Source organism: Streptomyces sp. NPDC031210 (genome assembly GCF_055570395.1).
This window is the reverse complement of record NZ_JBVIHH010000006.1, coordinates 270573-285748: the sequence shown is the minus strand read 5'-3', so window position 1 is coordinate 285748 and position 15176 is coordinate 270573. Positions and strand designations below refer to the sequence as shown.

Annotated in this window: 14 protein-coding genes; 2 read left to right on the top strand and 12 right to left on the bottom strand. The window is 72.4% G+C overall.

Annotated elements, in window-relative coordinates; translation table 11 throughout:
- The first annotated feature begins 65 nt into the window (after positions 1–65).
- Positions 66–1055 carry an LLM class flavin-dependent oxidoreductase gene (locus ACZ45Z_RS14325; protein WP_468361449.1) on the top strand — a complete coding sequence of 330 codons (990 nt, stop codon included), beginning with the start codon at positions 66–68 and terminating at the stop codon, positions 1053–1055.
- 83 nt (positions 1056–1138) lie between these two features.
- Here ACZ45Z_RS14325 and ACZ45Z_RS14320 read toward each other — a convergent pair whose 3' ends face one another.
- The 4 genes from ACZ45Z_RS14320 to ACZ45Z_RS14305 all read right to left on the bottom strand — a co-directional run bounded on the left by ACZ45Z_RS14320 (position 1139) and on the right by ACZ45Z_RS14305 (position 8254).
- Positions 1139–2557, bottom strand: a complete 1419-nt coding sequence (locus ACZ45Z_RS14320; protein ID WP_468361446.1) for a sugar porter family MFS transporter — start codon at positions 2555–2557, stop codon at positions 1139–1141.
- 245 nt (positions 2558–2802) lie between these two features.
- Positions 2803–7065: an AAA family ATPase gene (locus tag ACZ45Z_RS14315; RefSeq protein ID WP_468361443.1), complete on the bottom strand. Its 4263-nt coding sequence runs from the start codon at positions 7063–7065 to the stop codon at positions 2803–2805.
- 324 nt (positions 7066–7389) lie between these two features.
- On the bottom strand, positions 7390–7593 hold the full coding sequence (locus ACZ45Z_RS14310; protein ID WP_468361440.1) for a hypothetical protein: 204 nt from the start codon (positions 7591–7593) through the stop codon (positions 7390–7392).
- A 379-nt stretch (positions 7594–7972) separates the two neighbouring features.
- Positions 7973–8254 carry an acylphosphatase gene (locus tag ACZ45Z_RS14305; protein ID WP_468361437.1) on the bottom strand — a complete coding sequence of 94 codons (282 nt, stop codon included), beginning with the start codon at positions 8252–8254 and terminating at the stop codon, positions 7973–7975.
- Positions 8255–8387: 133 nt separating this feature from the next.
- On the opposite strand from ACZ45Z_RS14305, the gene ACZ45Z_RS14300 reads away from it, so the two are divergent.
- A complete protein-coding gene (locus tag ACZ45Z_RS14300) occupies positions 8388–9314 on the top strand; it encodes a CAP domain-containing protein (RefSeq protein ID WP_468361435.1) in 927 nt (308 codons plus the stop codon).
- Positions 9315–9358: 44 nt separating this feature from the next.
- Here the strand turns inward: ACZ45Z_RS14300 and ACZ45Z_RS14295 are convergent, their stop codons facing one another.
- From ACZ45Z_RS14295 to rsmD, 8 genes are all read right to left on the bottom strand, one after another.
- Entirely contained in the window at positions 9359–9583 is a 225-nt protein-coding gene (locus ACZ45Z_RS14295) for a hypothetical protein (protein ID WP_468361432.1), read from the bottom strand.
- Between the two features lie 215 nt (positions 9584–9798).
- Positions 9799–10761, bottom strand: a complete 963-nt coding sequence (mutM, locus tag ACZ45Z_RS14290; protein WP_468361429.1) for a bifunctional DNA-formamidopyrimidine glycosylase/DNA-(apurinic or apyrimidinic site) lyase — start codon at positions 10759–10761, stop codon at positions 9799–9801.
- Between the two features lie 81 nt (positions 10762–10842).
- Positions 10843–11742: a ribonuclease III gene (rnc, locus tag ACZ45Z_RS14285; RefSeq protein ID WP_468361426.1), complete on the bottom strand. Its 900-nt coding sequence runs from the start codon at positions 11740–11742 to the stop codon at positions 10843–10845.
- Between the two features lie 7 nt (positions 11743–11749).
- On the bottom strand, positions 11750–11923 hold the full coding sequence (gene rpmF, locus ACZ45Z_RS14280) for a 50S ribosomal protein L32 (protein ID WP_007493396.1): 174 nt from the start codon (positions 11921–11923) through the stop codon (positions 11750–11752).
- Between the two features lie 2 nt (positions 11924–11925).
- Positions 11926–12519 carry a YceD family protein gene (locus tag ACZ45Z_RS14275; protein WP_468361423.1) on the bottom strand — a complete coding sequence of 198 codons (594 nt, stop codon included), beginning with the start codon at positions 12517–12519 and terminating at the stop codon, positions 11926–11928.
- 207 nt (positions 12520–12726) lie between these two features.
- On the bottom strand, positions 12727–13893 hold the full coding sequence (locus ACZ45Z_RS14270; protein ID WP_468361420.1) for an ATP synthase F0 subunit B: 1167 nt from the start codon (positions 13891–13893) through the stop codon (positions 12727–12729).
- A 128-nt stretch (positions 13894–14021) separates the two neighbouring features.
- Complete coding sequence (coaD, locus tag ACZ45Z_RS14265) at positions 14022–14504, bottom strand: pantetheine-phosphate adenylyltransferase (protein ID WP_468361652.1); 483 nt, start codon at positions 14502–14504, stop codon at positions 14022–14024.
- Positions 14505–14530: 26 nt separating this feature from the next.
- Entirely contained in the window at positions 14531–15130 is a 600-nt protein-coding gene (rsmD, locus tag ACZ45Z_RS14260) for a 16S rRNA (guanine(966)-N(2))-methyltransferase RsmD (RefSeq protein WP_468361417.1), read from the bottom strand.
- Between the last annotated feature and the right edge of the window lie 46 nt (positions 15131–15176).

Below are 15176 nucleotides of genomic sequence, written 5' to 3'. Positions count from 1 at the left end.
GGTGAACTGACGCCACGTCAGCTAACGTCCCCTTCGCCCACCTCCCTGGCGAAGGGGACGTCGCCATGCCCGTCACGGTCCTGCGCTTCAACCTCGCCGACCCCGCGCCCACCCCCGCCACCACCTCCGCGCGCTACCGTGCCGCCGTCGAGATGGCCGTCTTCGCCGACGACCGCGGGATGAGCATGGTGCAGACCGAGGAGCACCACGCCACCACCGACGGCTGGATGCCCTCCCCGCTGACCTTCGCCGGCGCCGTCCTGGGCGCCACCCGCCGTATCGGCGTCACCGTCTCCGCGCTGATCACTCCGCTGCACGATCCGCTGCGGCTGGCCGAGGACCTCGCCACGCTCGACCTGCTGGGCGGCGGGCGCCTGGTGACCGTCGCCGGCATCGGCTACCGCCCCGAGGAGTACGCGGCGCACGGCAAGGACTGGCAGCGGCGCGGCGCCCTCCAGGACGAGGCGATCCGGACGCTGCTGGCCGCCTGGACGGGCGAGCCGTTCCGCTACCGGGACCGCACCGTCCGCGTCACCCCGCGCCCCTTCACCCAGCCGCATCCGCCGCTGCTGATCGGCGGCAGTTCCCGGGCGGCGGCCCGGCGCGCCGCCCGCTTCGGTCTTCCCCTCTTCCCCAGTGCCCATCTGCCGGAGCTGGAGGCGTACTACCACGAGCGGCGGGCCGCGTTCGGCACCGAGGGGTGGGTGCTGCTGCCGCCCGCGCGCACCTCGTTCGTCCACCTGTCCGAGGACCCGGACCGCACCTGGGCGCTGTACGGCGCGCATCTGCTGCACGAGGCGCGGATGTACGCCTCGTGGCAGTCCGCGGGCATCCGCTCGGCGGTCCGCTCCGCCGCCGCCGACACCGGAGAGCTGCGCGAGGAGGGCGTCTACCGGGTCCTGACCCCGGACGCGTGCCTGCGCCTGGCCGGGCGGGCGGACGCGGGCGGCTCGTTGATCCTGCATCCGCTGTGCGGCGGGATGCCCGTCGACGAGGGGTGGCGGTCGTTGCACCTCTTCGCCGAACGGGTCCTGCCGCGGCTGGGCGGGGCCTGAGGCGGCCGCGTACGCGCGACTGCCCCGGCTCTCGGAATGAGCCGGGGCAGTACACGGAACAGAGGAGAAGGACTGGCGGGGGGTTAGCCCATCTCCTCCAACGCCTTGCCCTTGGTCTCCTTGACGTACTTCAGCACGAAGGGGACCGAGAGCAGAGCGAAGATCATGTAGATCACGTAGGTGCCGGACAGGTTCCAGTCCGCCAGGCTCGGGAAGCTGGCCGTGATGGCCCAGTTGGCGATCCACTGCGCGCAGGCGGCGACGCCCAGGGCGGCGGCGCGGATGCGGTTGGGGAACATCTCGCCGAGGAAGACCCAGACCACGACGCCCCAGGACAGGGCGAAGAAGAGGACGAAGCCGTGGGCGGCGATCAGCGCCACGATGCCTTCGGTGTGCGGCAGGGTGCCGGCCGCGGTCTTGGCGGCGAACGCCCAGGCTTCCAGGCCGAGGGCGAGGGCCATGCCGACCGAGCCGATCAGCGCGAGCGGACGGCGGCCGATCCGGTCGACGAAGAGCATCGCGATGACGGTGCCGACGATGTTGATGATCGAGGTGGTGAAGCTGTAGAAGAACGAGCTGCTGGGGTCGACGCCCACCGACTGCCACAGCGTCGAGGAGTAGTAGAAGGCGACGTTGATGCCGACCAACTGCTGGAAGACCGACAGGCCGATGCCGACCCAGACGATGGGCAGGAAGCCCGCCCTGCCGCCGAGCAGGTCACGGAAGGTCGACTTGTGCTCGCGGCGCATCGCGTCCTGGATCTCGACGACCCGCGCGTCGAGGTCGACGGCCTGGCCCTCGACCTCGCGCAGCACCTGCCGGGCCCGGTCGACCTTGCCGACGGAGATCAGGAAGCGCGGCGACTCGGGGATCACGAAGGAGAGCAGGCCGTAGAGGACGGCCGGGACGACCATCACGCCGAGCATCCACTGCCAGGCCTCCAGGCCCGCCAGGGTGCCGCGCTGGTCGCCGTCGGCGAGGTTGAGGATGCCCCAGTTCACGAGCTGGGAGACGGCGATGCCGACGACGATCGCGGCCTGCTGGAACGAGCCGAGACGGCCGCGGTAGGCGGGCGGGGAGACCTCGGCGATGTAGGCCGGGCCGATCACCGAGGCCATGCCGATCGCGATGCCGCCCAGGACGCGCCACATGGCCAGGTCCCAGATGGCGAACGGCAGGGCCGAGCCGACGGCGCTGACGGTGAACAGCGCGGCGGCGATCTGCATCACGCGGATACGGCCGATGCGGTCCGCGATCCGGCCGGCCGTCGCGGCGCCGATGGCGCACCCGATCAGGGCGACGGCGATCACCTGGGCGAGGACGGCCGAACCGACGTCGTAGCGGCCCCGGATCGCCTCGACGGCTCCGTTGATCACGGAACTGTCGTAGCCGAAGAGGAAGCCGCCCATCGCGGCAGCCGCGGTGATGAAGATGACATGGCCGAGGTGGTCCGGATGGGCCTTGCGGCCTTCGGGGACCGTCGGCTGCGCGGTGCTGGTCAACGTGTACTCCAGTGGCCCGGCTGCGCTGCCGGGCGTCGGGGGCTGGCCCTTCAGTGGCGCACGGGTTCGGGATACCCACCACTTGAAGGTAAAAGCAACGTTGCCGAGACTATGCCTTCAAGTTTCGAAGTCAATAGGACGTAATGATTTTGTTTCCGGGGTAGCCGTGAGACATTTCGTTCAAGTTGTGAACAGACACACAGAGGGCGGCCACGCCTAGGGCATCCCCCCTGGCCAGAGTCGCCTCAGCGCAGGCGCTGGCTGATGACCTTGGATACGCCGTCCCCCTGCATCGCCACCCCGTACAGCGCGTCCGCGACCTCCATCGTCCGCTTCTGGTGCGTGATCACGATCAACTGGGAGCTCTCCTGGAGCTCTTCCATGATCCGGATCAGCCGCTGAAGGTTGGTGTCGTCCAGCGCGGCCTCCACCTCGTCCATCACATAGAACGGGCTGGGCCGCGCCTTGAAGATCGACACCAGCAGCGCCACGGCCGTCAGCGACCGCTCACCGCCCGACAGCAGCGACAGCCGCTTGACCTTCTTGCCCGGCGGACGGGCCTCGACGTCCACGCCGGTCGCCAGCATGTCGTCCGGGTCGGTCAGCACCAGCCGCCCCTCGCCGCCCGGAAAGAGCCGCGAGAACACGCCCTCGAACTCGCGGGCGGTGTCGCGGTAGGCCTCGGTGAAGACCTGCTCCACCCGCTCGTCGACCTCCTTGATCACCCGCATCAGGTCCGCCCGCGTCTTCTTCAGGTCTTCGAGCTGCTCGCTGAGGAACTGGTGGCGCTCCTCCAGCGCCGCGAACTCCTCCAGAGCCAGCGGGTTCACCTTCCCCAGTTGCTGGTACGCCCGCTCGGCGGCCCGCAGCCGCTTCTCCTGATCGGCCCGTACGTAGGCCACCGGCTGGTTGCGCGGATGCTCCGGGTCCTCCGGCAGGACCTCGCCCTCGGCGGGCGGCGACGGCGGCACCGGCTGGTCGGGGCCGTACTCGGCCACCAGCGCGGCCGGCTCCACCCCCAGCTCCTCCAGCGCCCTGGTCTCCAGTTGCTCGATCCGCAGCCGCTTCTCCGCGCCCAGCACCTCACCGCGGTGCACCGAGTCCGTCAGCTTGTCGAGCGCGGACTTCAGCTCCCGGGCCCGCCCGCGCTCGGCCACCAGGGTCTCCTCCCGCGCCGCCGTGGCCCGCTCGGCGGCGGCCCGCTCCTCCTCGGCCCGTACGACGGACACCTCGACGTGCGCCAGTAGCTGCCGGGCACCGGAGGCCACCGCCGCGGCCACCGCCGCCTCGTGGCGCAGCCGGGCGCGCCGCCGCTCGGCCCGCGCCCGCGCCTCGCGCTCGGCCCGCGCCCCCCGGTCCAGCGCGTCCGCCCGCCCGGCCAGCGCCTTGACCCGCTCCTCGTGCGTACGCGCCTGGAGCCGGGCCTCCATCTCGGTCTGCCGCGCGTTGGCCCCGTCGGCGGCCAGCCGGTCGCGGACGGAGGTGTCCGGTTCCTCCTCGCCGGCGCCCGGGTCCTCCTGGGCGACCGCCAGCCGCTCGGCCAGTTCCTCGGCCTCCTCGGTGGCCCGCAGCAGCGCCTCCTCGGCCTTGGCCGCCGCCTGGCCGGCCCGCTCGGCCTCGCCGGCCGCCGCGCGCGCCTGCCCGCCGAGCCGCCCGAGGTCCCCCGCCGTCCTGGACTTCTCCCGGTCCGCCGCCCGGCGCCGCTCCCCCAGCTCCTCGACCAGCTCGGCCGCCTCCGTACGCCGCTGGGCCGCCACCCGCTGCGCCGCGGCCAGCTCCTCGCAGCGGGCCGCCAGCTCCGCCAGCTCGGCCGCCGCCTCGTCGACGGCCGCCCGCACCTCCAGCAGACTCGGCACCCCGGCGGACCCGCCCTGCGCGAAATGCGCGCCGAGCACATCGCCCTCGGCGGTCACCGCCGTCAGGTCCGGACGCGCGGCGACGAGATCCTCGGCATCCTCCAACGTCCCGACCACGACGACGTCCCGCAACAGCCGCGCCACGGCGGCCCTCAACTCCCGCGGCCCGCGCACCAGTTCCGCGGCCCACACCGGCTCGAACACCCCGGCCCCCGTGGCCCCCGGCTCCACCGACGCCGACTCGCCCCGCACCCCCTCCCCCCGGGCCTCGGGCACCCCCCGCGCCCCGGTCACAGGAAGCTCCCACGCCCCGGGCCCCCCGCCCGTCACTCCGCCCGCACCGGAATCCCGCGCACCGGTCGCCGCCCTCACGGTTCCCCCACCCGACTCCTCCGGCCGCGTCCCAGAACCCGACCCCACCGACGCCGCGCTCCTCGCGTCCGGTACGCCCGGCATGTCCGCCACCTGGCTCGCGTCCGTCGCTTCGGCCACGCCCGCCAAGCGCTGAGCTTCCGACGCGTCCGCAACACTCGCCCCGCTGGTCCCGTCGGCCGCCACTGCCGCACCTGACACGTGCGCCTCACCCGGCCCGGGAACCGTGTCCGCCGCGTCCCCGGCCTCAGCCGCCGCGCCGCCCACCGCATCGGCCACGCCTGTCGCCCCCGTCGCCCCCGACACACCTGACGCCTCCGCCGACCGCGCGGGAGCGGGCACCCGGCCCTCCCGGCCCTCCGTGCCCCGCGCGGTGCCCGGCGAGCCGGACTCGGGTGAGTCGGAGCCCAGGGAGCCAGAGGCCGGGGAGCCGGAGGCCGGGGAGCCGGAGTCCCGGGAGCCGGTCGCCGGCCGTCCCGCCGCCGGCAGCCCCGCATCCTGCCGTCCCGCCTCCGGCCGTGCCGGGCCGGTGGCGAGTACGGCAGCGCGTTCGGCGGGGCTCACGGCTCCGAGGAGCATCGCCGCGCGGCCCGCGTCCTGTTTGCGCAGGAGGCGGAGGGCGTCGGCGGCGGTGGCGGGGTCGGTGACGGCGAGGGCGTCGGCGGCGGTGCCGAGGGCGGAGGCGACCGGGATCTCGTAGCCGGGGGTCACCGTCAGCAGGTCCGCGGCGGGGCCGAGCAGGCCGGTCAGGCGGTCGGCGGCGGCCAGCAGCGCGCCGGTGCCGTCCTTGCGGCGCAGGCCCAGGGCCAGCGCGTCGTGCCGGGCGGCGGTCGCGGCGCGTTCGCGTTCGGCCGCGGTCAGCGCCTCGCGGGCGGTGGCGAGGGCGTTCTCCGCGTCCGCCAGCTCGCGCCGGGCCGCGTCGTGCCGCGTCGCGATCTCCTCGTCGTCCGCGTCGAGCCCGTCGACCTCGGCCCTGAGCCGCTCGTACGCCTCCTCGGCCGCGGCCGCCCGCTGCCGGGCGTCGTCCCGGGCCCGCACCAGCCGGCCGATCTCGGCCTGCGCCGAGGCGGCCCGGCCGCGGGCTGCGGTCACCTGTCCGCTCAGCCGGGCCAGGCCCTCCCGCCGGTCGGCGATCGCGCGGGCGACGTCGCGCAGCCGCCGCTCCTCGTCCGCCAACTGCCGCTCCAGCGCGGCACGGTGCTCGACGGTGTCCTCCAGCGCCCGGCTCGCCGCCTCCAGCGCGGCCTGGAGCTCCGCCTCCTGCTCGCGGATGCGGGCCGCCTCGCGTTCCATGTCCTCCGGGTCGCGGCCGGGCCGCTCCTCCGGCGGGGCAGCCGAGGCGCTCTTGACCCGCGCGTCGGCCAGGGAGATGGTGCCGCGCACCCGCTCCGCGAACTGCGAGAGCGCGTGCCAGGTCTCCTGCGCGCGCCGCACCCGCGGGGTGAGCGTGCGGACCTCCTCCTCCAGCGCCGCCTCGCGCTGCTGGGCGGCGCGCAACTGGGCCTCGGCGGCTTCCTTGCGTTCCTTCAGGGCCGCTTCGTCAGCGATCTCGGCGGCCAACGCCTGCCGCAGGGTGACGAGGTCGTCGGCGAGCAACCGCAGCCGGGCGTCGCGCAGGTCGGCCTGGATGACGGCGGCCCGCCGGGCGACCGCGGCCTGGCGGCCCAGCGGCTTGAGCCGGCGCCGCAGCTCGTCGGTCAGATCCTGTACGCGGGCGAGGTTGGCCCGCATCGCGTCCAGCTTCCGCAGCGCCTTCTCCTTGCGCCTGCGGTGCTTGAGGACGCCGGCCGCCTCCTCGATGAACGCCCGGCGCCCCATCGGGTCGGCGTGCAGGACGGAGTCGAGCTGGCCCTGGCCGACGATGACGTGCATCTCGCGGCCGATGCCGGAGTCCGACAGCAGTTCCTGGATGTCCAGCAGCCGGCAGGTGTCCCCGTTGATCTGGTATTCGCTGCCGCCGTTGCGGAACATGATCCGGGTGAGGGTGACCTCGGCGTACTCGATCGGCAGAGCGCCGTCGGAGTTGTCGATGGTCAGCGAGACCTCGGCGCGCCCCAGCGGCAGCCGGCCGGTCGTCCCGGCGAAGATCACGTCTTCCATCTTGCCGCCGCGCAGCGACTTCGCGCCCTGCTCGCCCATGACCCACGACAGCGCGTCCACGACGTTGGACTTACCGGAGCCGTTGGGGCCCACCACGCAGGTGATGCCGGGCTCGAACCGCAGCGTCGTGGCGGAGGCGAAGGACTTGAAGCCTCGCAGGGTCAGACTCTTGAGGTGCACGCCTTTGGACTCTACCGGGCACCGGCCGGGCGGTCCCGCTCAAACATCCGGCGCCGCGGACGGCTCTCGCGGGGCCCGGCCGGGGCGGCGCGATACGGGCCCCGGGTACAGGCGCGGCGTACGTTTCGGTTTCACCTACGAAGGCGCAGGGCACATCATGCGGTAAGGCCGAAGTGGCCACTGGCGCAAGCGCATCCGACGTCGGCGCGAACGGACGGGGAAACGTCGGGGCGAAGGACGGGAAACGAAAAGGGACGCCGAAGCGTCCCTTGCAATACGTGAACAGAGCGGTGCCTGAAGCGGCTGGCCGGCCCTGGGTCGGGGTCAGGTGAGCGCGGGCTCCGCCTGGGATACGCCGATGTCGAGCATCGAGTCGTCGCGACGTGCGGCGGCCGACAGCATGTCGTTCTCGGCCTGCATCCGAATGAGCTCGGACTCCAGGTCCTGAACGCGCTGCTGTAGCCGTCGCATCTCGGAGAGGACTCGGGGGTCAGAACCGCCGACGTAACCGAGAAGCGCCTTTGCCATGATGGATGGTCCTCCACAATGAGTGACCGACCGAAGCGGTGTGGGTCGTGAGGGATTCGCACCCGCGGTGCTTGCCATTACTGGTGCTCTCAATGCCAAACAGCTAAGGTGCGCGGGGATTCCAGAGTCTCACCAAAAGGTTTGAGGGTCAACACGATCACAGCCCGTATCCTCGGGCGCCTGAGAGTGCGCGGCCGTTGAGGCTCTGCGCCGACTCTCCAGAAAGGGCCCGCGGGGCGTGGAGATCATCCGTACAGCGGCAGCCTTGCACGGGTCGGCCGAGTTGGCAACCACCTGGGCTTATCTCCTGTAAGCAGGTGACAAAGGCATAGCCACGAGATCGCCGGGAACGGCCCTGGGGCCGGTTCGCGAGAGGGCCTCAGCGGATCGCGAAGCCGTCGTAACCACCGCGGGGCGTGTCCCAGATCTCAGTGACGCCGTCGACCCGCCCGGGCGTGTCTCCCGTCCGCAGCCACCGGAGCAGCTCCTCGCAGCGGTCCTTCGGCCCCTCGGCGACCACCTGTACGCGGCCGTCGCCGAGATTGAGGGCGAATCCGGCGAGTTCACCGACGCGCAGGGCGTTGGCACGGGTGAACCAGCGGAACCCGACTCCTTGGACCTGGCCGCGCACCCACGCGGTCATCCGGACCTCTTCGCTCATGCGTGCACGTTAACCGGCCAATCATTCGGCGGGCACTTCGGCCCCTCACGGCATGGCGTACAGTCCCCCGTCAGCGAAACTTAACCCTTATGGGTGAGTCATGTTGTCGCTGTGGACGGAAGGAAGACAGCGGATGGGCCGCCATCGTCGCTCAGCTCCCCAAGCGCCCGCCTCGCCGGGTACGCCGCCCCTTGACGCGCCGGCCGGCTCCACGCTCGCGCAGGTCCCCGTACGGCACCGCGGTCACCGTGCGGCACGCGGCGGCCGGATGGCGCCGGTACGCACCGGTCTGCTCGGCGCCTCCGCGGCCATGGCGATGGGAGCGGTGGCGGTCGCGTCGGGGCTGATACCCGGCGGCGGCCAGTTCGAGGTGGACGCGAGCGGCGAGCGCGGCGAGCGGATACGCGCCGACTCACTTCCGGACACCGGGCCCCTGGGCGGGCGTTCCGCGACACCGGCCGACCGGGGCGCCGGCGCGGCCAGCCGCGGCGGCGAACGCTCCGCGGCCCCGGGCAGCAGCCGCCCCACGTCCGCGGCGTCCCCCTCCGCCTCCCCCACGCCCGAGCGTCCCGCCCCCTCCACCGCCCCGAAGACCTCCGCACGGCCCTCCAAGAGCCCCGCGCGCACGGCGCCCTCGGCCCCGGAGCGCTCCGCCACCCCGTCGACGGCCGCCCCGGCCACCGGGTCGTCCGCCGCGGCGCGGGTGCTGTCGCTGGTCAACCAGGAACGCGCGCAGGCCGGCTGCTCGCCGGTGACGGCGGACCGGGAACTGGACACGCTGGCCCAGCGGTTCAGCGAGGACATGGCCGCGCGCGACTTCTTCGACCACACCGATCCCGACGGCGACACCCCCTGGGACCGGGCCCGCCAGGCGGGCATCACCGACCTGGGCGGCGAGAACATCGCCCGCGGCCAGGCCGACGCCCAGGCCGTGATGGACACCTGGATGGACAGCCCCGGCCACCGCGCCAACATCCTCAACTGCGACTACAAGACCCTCGGCGTGGGCGTGCACTTCGGCGAGGGCGGCCCGTGGTGGACCCAGGACTTCGGCTTTTGAGCCTCCGGGCTTCGGCGCCCTCGGCTTCCGCGGGGCGTCATCGCTCAGGGCCGGTGCTGGTCGAGCGGCCAGCCGCGCTTCTCCGACAGGCGCGAGACCCGGCCCGCCAGGTCCTCGGGCACCTCCACGCCCATCCGCCGGGCGGCGCCCAGGCGGTGCCTGACGTGCCCGAGGATCCAGTCCAACTGCTCATCGCTGCGCGACCCGAAGTCCTGGAGCGCGTCCTCCATCAGCCGCTGCCGGTCGATTTTCTCGCCGCCGTCTGTCATGGGCGCTGAACTTACCCGGGTGCCGTCGGCCGCGTACATCCACTGAGCCCAGGAGTTATCGGACCGCTACCTGGCGTGGCGGCGCGCGGGCGGCTCGGCGTCCGGGAGGAGCCCTCGGGCCGCCGGATGTGTCACCGGCCCAGCACTCCGTCGTACTCGACCGCGCCCGTCAGCCCCGGACGGGCCGGGGTCGCCGGTCGGGGCGGGGAGCGCGCTCAGACGAGTCGGGTCGGCCGGGGCGGGCGCTGGCAGCGCGGGCAGAAGTAGCTGGAGCGGTTCATCCAGGGGCGGCGGCGGATAGGGGTGGCGCAGCGGCGGCAGGGTTCGTCCTCGCGGCCGTAGGCGTCCAGGGAGCGCTCGAAGTAGCCGGATTCGCCGTTGACGTTGACGTAGAGGCTGTCGAAGCTGGTGCCGCCGACGGCGAGGGCGGCGTTCATGACGTCCCGTATGTGGCCGAGCAGTTCGGCGGTGCGGGGGCGGGTGAAGGTGGCGGTCGGCCGGTCGTAGTGCAGCCGGGAGCGCCACAGCGCCTCGTCGGCGTAGATGTTGCCGACGCCGCTGATCAGCGACTGGTCGAGCAGGGCCCGCTTGATGGTGGTGCGGCGGCGGCGCAGCGCGTCGTGGAAGGCGGCGTCGTCGAAGGCCGGGTCGAGCGGGTCGCGGGCGATGTGCGCGATGACGTCGGGGAGGTGGTCGGGGTCGCCGGGCACGGTGTCGTGCAGGGAGAGGCCGCCGAAGGTCCGCTGGTCGACGAAGCGCAGTTCGGTGTCGACGGCCGCCGCGTCCGCGGGCGGGGGCTCGGCGGTGAAGCGGATCCGGATACGCAGGTGCTTCTCGTCGGGGGCGTCCTGGGGCTGGACCAGGAGCTGGCCGCTCATGCCGAGGTGGGCGAGGATCGCCAGGCCGTGGGTGACGGACGGCGTGATCATCGGGGGGATGCCCTCGGCCGCGGTCTGCGCGGCCGGGCCGCCGCCGGTCACCGGCAGCCAGAGGTACTTGCCGCGACGGCGGGCCGCACCGAGCCGCAGGCCCCCGAGCCGGGCGGCGAAGTCGGCCGCGCCGGCGGTGTGCCGGCGGATCGCGCGCGGGTGGAGGACCTCGACGGTGTCGATCGTGCGGCCGCTGACCCACCGCTGGAGTCCGCGGCGTACGACCTCGACCTCGGGCAGCTCGGGCAAGACGGCTCCTGGGGAGGACGGGGAAAGACTTCTGACCCTGTCCGGGCGGCGGGGCCGTCCGGACAGGGTCAGAAGAGGGATTCAGTGCGCCGACGGCGTGGTGTCGTCGGATGCCGGAGCCGGAGCGGCGACCTCGGTCCCGTCCACGGGGGGCGCGCCCTCGCCGGACGCCACCTCCGTGGCCGTGGCCGCGGCCTTGGCCGCTTCGTCCGCCGCGGCGCGAATCGCACGCCACGCGGACTCCGCCGCCTGCTGCTCGGCTTCCTTCTTGCTGCGGCCGGTGCCGGTGCCGTACGAGACACCACCGACGCGGGCAGCAGCAGTAAAGGTCTTCTCATGGTCGGGGCCGGTCTCGCTGACCAGGTACTCCGGGACGCCGAGACCTTCGGTCGCGGTGAGTTCCTGGAGGCTGGTCTTCCAGTCCAGGCCGGCGCCCAGGCTGGAGGACTTCTCGATGAGCGGGTCGAAGAGCCGGTGAACCAGCTCGCCGGCCGCGTCGAGGCCCTGGTCGAGGTAGACCGCGCCGATCACCGCTTCCAGGGTGTCGGCGAGGATCGATGCCTTGTCCCGGCCGCCCGTGCCCTCTTCGCCCCGGCCGAGGCGGATGAAGGCGCCGAGGTCGAGGCCGCGGCCCACCTCGGCAAGCGCACGCGAGTTGACCACCGCGGCCCGCAGTTTGGCCAGTTGGCCTTCCGGCAGGTCGGGGTGGATGCGATACAGCGTGTCGGTGACCACCAGGCCGAGCACCGAATCCCCGAGGAATTCGAGCCGCTCGTTGGTGGGCAGACCGCCGTTCTCGTACGCGTACGAACGGTGCGTCAGCGCACGCACCAGAAGGGCGGACTCGAGCTTGTACCCGAGCCGCCCTTCCAGAAGCGTGTGGGACGAGGCTGTGTCCGCCGGTGTCGGTTCATCCGCGCGCTTGCGGGGAGACGAGTTGGCGTCTTCGGCCTTCTTGAGGCTGGACACAGTGCCTGTCACCAGCCGCTCAGACCTCGAGGACCTGGCGCTTGTTGTAGGTGCCGCAGCTCGGGCACGCGATGTGCTGCAGCTTCGGCTCGTGGCAGCGCTCGCACGCCACCAGGGTGGGGACCGCAGCCTTCCACTGCGACCGGCGGTGGCGCGTGTTGCTGCGCGACATCTTCCGCTTCGGAACAGCCACGGCTACTTCTCCTGAGGTTCATCCCCGCTGACGCGGGGTGCGTTGTCCTTCTCGCCGTCCTGGTCGGAGCCGGCGAGTCCCTGCAGTGCCGCCCAACGGATGTCGACGGCGTCGTGATGGTGGTCCGGGTCGTCCGCGAGCCGCACTCCGCACTGGGAGCACAGACCGGGGCAGTCGTCCTGGCACACCGGCTGCAGCGGCAGTGCGAGCACCACCGCGTCCCGCAGCACGGGTTCGAGGTCGAACATGTCGTCCTCGAGGAAGAGGGTGTCCTCCTCGTCCTCGGCGTCGTCGCCGGATTCCGCGGGGCGGGTCCGGGCGTCGGCGTCGGGGTAGGAGAACATCTCCTGGAAGTCCGCGTCGAGCTCTCGCTCCAGCGGCTCCAGACACCTTACGCACTCCCCCTTCACGGTTGCACGGCCGGTGCCTGTGACAAGCACCCCGTCCATGACCGATTCCAGGCGGAGGTCGAGCGTGATCGGCGCGCCCTCGGGCACTCCGATGACCTCGTTGCCGAGATCCCGGGGGGCCTCGACAGTGCGGGAGAGCCGCTTGAGCGTGCCGGGACGACGACCCAGCTCGCGTGTATCGAACACGAGCGGGGAACGGTGGTCTAGGCGGGCGTTGATGGCTTCCTGCTTTCTCCTGCGGTACCGAGCCACCGCACGCCGTCGGACGGCGAGCGGGCAGCAATGATCGCGGACGTATACGAAGTCATGCCGAAGGCACACACGCGACCGAAGAGCCAGGATACTGGACGGGCCCCGTTAGGCCCAATCCGCCGCCGGGGCCGCCCGGGGTGCCTACTGACGGCCCTCTTCGTACTGCCGGAGCTGGTCCAGGTTGATCATGCTGGTGTCGAAGAGGCTGGTCTCGTCCAGCGCGCCGGGCTGGGCGGCGCCGGCCTGGGGCGCGTGCTGGGGCTGCTGGGGCACCTCCTGCTGGAGATAGCCCGTGTTCGGGTCGTAGCCCTGCTGCTGGGCCTGCTGCTGCCAGTCGTAGCCGTACGGATCGGGCTGGGCGTACTGCGCCTGCTGGGGCTGCTGGTAGCCGTAGACGTCCTGCTGCTGATAGCCCGGGTCCTGGTAGTAGCCCTGCTGGGGCTGGTACTCGGGCTGAAGCGGCTGCTGGTGGTCCTGCGGCTGCTGGTAGTGCTGATCGTCAGGCTGCTGGTGGTGCTGCTGGTGATCTTGGAACTGGGGTTGCGCCTGGGGCGGCTGCTGGGGCTGCTCGGTGCCGATGCCCGCCAGGCCGGCGAGATACTCGGCGTCGGCCTGCGGCGCTTGGGCCTGCGGGTCGTCCTGGGCCGCCAGGTGGGCGCCCAGCTCATCGATCGCCCGTGCGCCCTGGAGCTTGTCCCGGCCCCGGCCGACTGCTTCGAGGGTCTTGGTCAGCACGGCCTGGAACGCGCCGAACTTGGCGTCCACATAGGCGTCGGCGCGCTGCCGGAGGGTCTCGGGGTCGGCGCTGCGCTCGGGGACCTCGGTGCCGTCCTCTTCCGGGTACCCCTGTCCGCCCGGGCCCGGGTCGCGGCCGAGCAGCTTCTCGCGGCCCCGGTCGACGGATCCGATGGTCTTGGTGAGGACGACCTCGAAGTTGGCGAGCTTGCTGTCGACGTAGTCGTCGGCCTCGGCGCGGATCTCCTCGGCCTCCCGGCGGGCCTCCGCCAGGATCCGGTCCGCCTCCTCCTGGGACTGCCGGGCCACCTCGGTGTCGGAGATCAGCGAACCGCGCTGGGCGTGCGCGGACTCGATGATCCGCTCCGCCTCGGCGCGCGCCTCCTCGACCATCCGCTCCCGCCCGCCGATCAGCTCCTGCGCCTGCGCGAGGGAGCCGGGCAGTGCCGCGCGCACCTCTTCGAGCATGGCGAGCAGCTCTGCGCGGTTGACCACGCAGGAGGCCGACATGGGCATGGACCGGGCGCTGCCGACGGTCTCGACGATGTCGTCGAGCTTCTTCTGCACGTCCACCTTGGACTCGCCACTCTCTGAGGGGATGAAACGACGGAACGGGACGACTGTACGGCCACGAGCCCCCCTGCCGACACCTGCTGATGTCCCGTCAGGACAGCACCGGGCTCAGCGCCCCGCGTGGCGCGTCACCGCTTCTCCCGCAGCCGCTCGGTGAGCGCTTCGAGGACGAACGGCGGGACCAGGTGGGAGACGTCGCCGCCCCAGGCGGCGACCTCCTTGACGAGGCTGGAGGAGAGGAAGCTGTAGGTGGGGTTGGTGGGGACGAAGAGGGTCTCCACCCCGGAGAGCCCGTTGTTCATCTGGGCCATCTGGAGTTCGTAGTCGAAGTCGCTGACGGCGCGCAGTCCCTTGACGATGGCGGGGATGTCGCGCTGCTTGCAGAAGTCGACGAGCAGGCCGTGGAAGGACTCGACCTCGACGTTGCCGTACTCGGCGGTGGCCCGGCGGATGAGGTCGATGCGCTCCTCGACCGTGAACAGCCCCTGCTTGGACTGGTTGATCATCACGGCGACGTGAACGACGTCGTACAGCTTGGAGGCACGGGCGATGATGTCCAGGTGCCCGTTGGTGATGGGGTCGAATGACCCCGGACAGACGGCGCGGCGCAACTCGGTTTCCTCGCTCTCCGATCCGGTCATGACACGCTTGCTGACGTCGATTCGGCAGACGTCGAGGCGGCGCGACCGTACCAAAGCGTGGCCTCGCCGTAGCGGCGGGCCTTGATCGCCTCGAATCCGTCCGGCCATGGGAAAGCGCCGCCTCTGGTGCTGCGCTCCACGGTGACGAGTGCGCCGTCCGCAAGCCAGCCCTGACCACGGAGTGTGAGCAGGATCTCGCGGAGATCGGCGTCGGTGACGGCGTACGGCGGGTCGAGGAAGACGGTGTCGTACGGATCGCCCGGGGCCGGTGTCGCGGCGGTGTGTTCGGCCTTGCCGGTGCGTACCTCGGCGCCGGGCAGGCCGACCGCGCGGATGTTGTCGGCGATGGTGCGGGCGGCGCGGGCGTCGGCCTCGACGAGCAGGACGTGCGCGGCGCCACGGGAGAGGGCCTCCAGGCCGACCGCGCCCGAGCCGCCGTACAGGTCGAGCACGCGGGCGCCGGCCAGCGGCCCGTCGAGGGACTCCCAGGTGGAGAAGAGGCCCTCGCGCGCCCGGTCGGAGGTCGGGCGGGTGCCGGTGCCCGGTGGTACGGCCAGGCGGCGGCCGCCGGCGGTCCCGGCGATCACGCGGGTCATGGGCCCGTCCTTACGTGGTGCGTGGTCGGTGAGTGGTGCGGAGGCG

Excerpts from the sequence above, each read along its gene's own strand:
- ACZ45Z_RS14325 (WP_468361449.1), top strand. The coding sequence starts at position 66 with ATGCCCGTCACGGTCCTGCGCTTCAACCTCGCCGACCCCGCGCCCACC.
- ACZ45Z_RS14310 (WP_468361440.1), bottom strand. The coding sequence starts at position 7,593 with ATGGCAAAGGCGCTTCTCGGTTACGTCGGCGGTTCTGACCCCCGAGTC.
- ACZ45Z_RS14305 (WP_468361437.1), bottom strand. The coding sequence starts at position 8,254 with ATGAGCGAAGAGGTCCGGATGACCGCGTGGGTGCGCGGCCAGGTCCAA.
- ACZ45Z_RS14300 (WP_468361435.1), top strand. The coding sequence starts at position 8,388 with ATGGGCCGCCATCGTCGCTCAGCTCCCCAAGCGCCCGCCTCGCCGGGT.
- ACZ45Z_RS14295 (WP_468361432.1), bottom strand. The coding sequence starts at position 9,583 with ATGACAGACGGCGGCGAGAAAATCGACCGGCAGCGGCTGATGGAGGAC.
- rsmD (WP_468361417.1), bottom strand. The coding sequence starts at position 15,130 with ATGACCCGCGTGATCGCCGGGACCGCCGGCGGCCGCCGCCTGGCCGTA.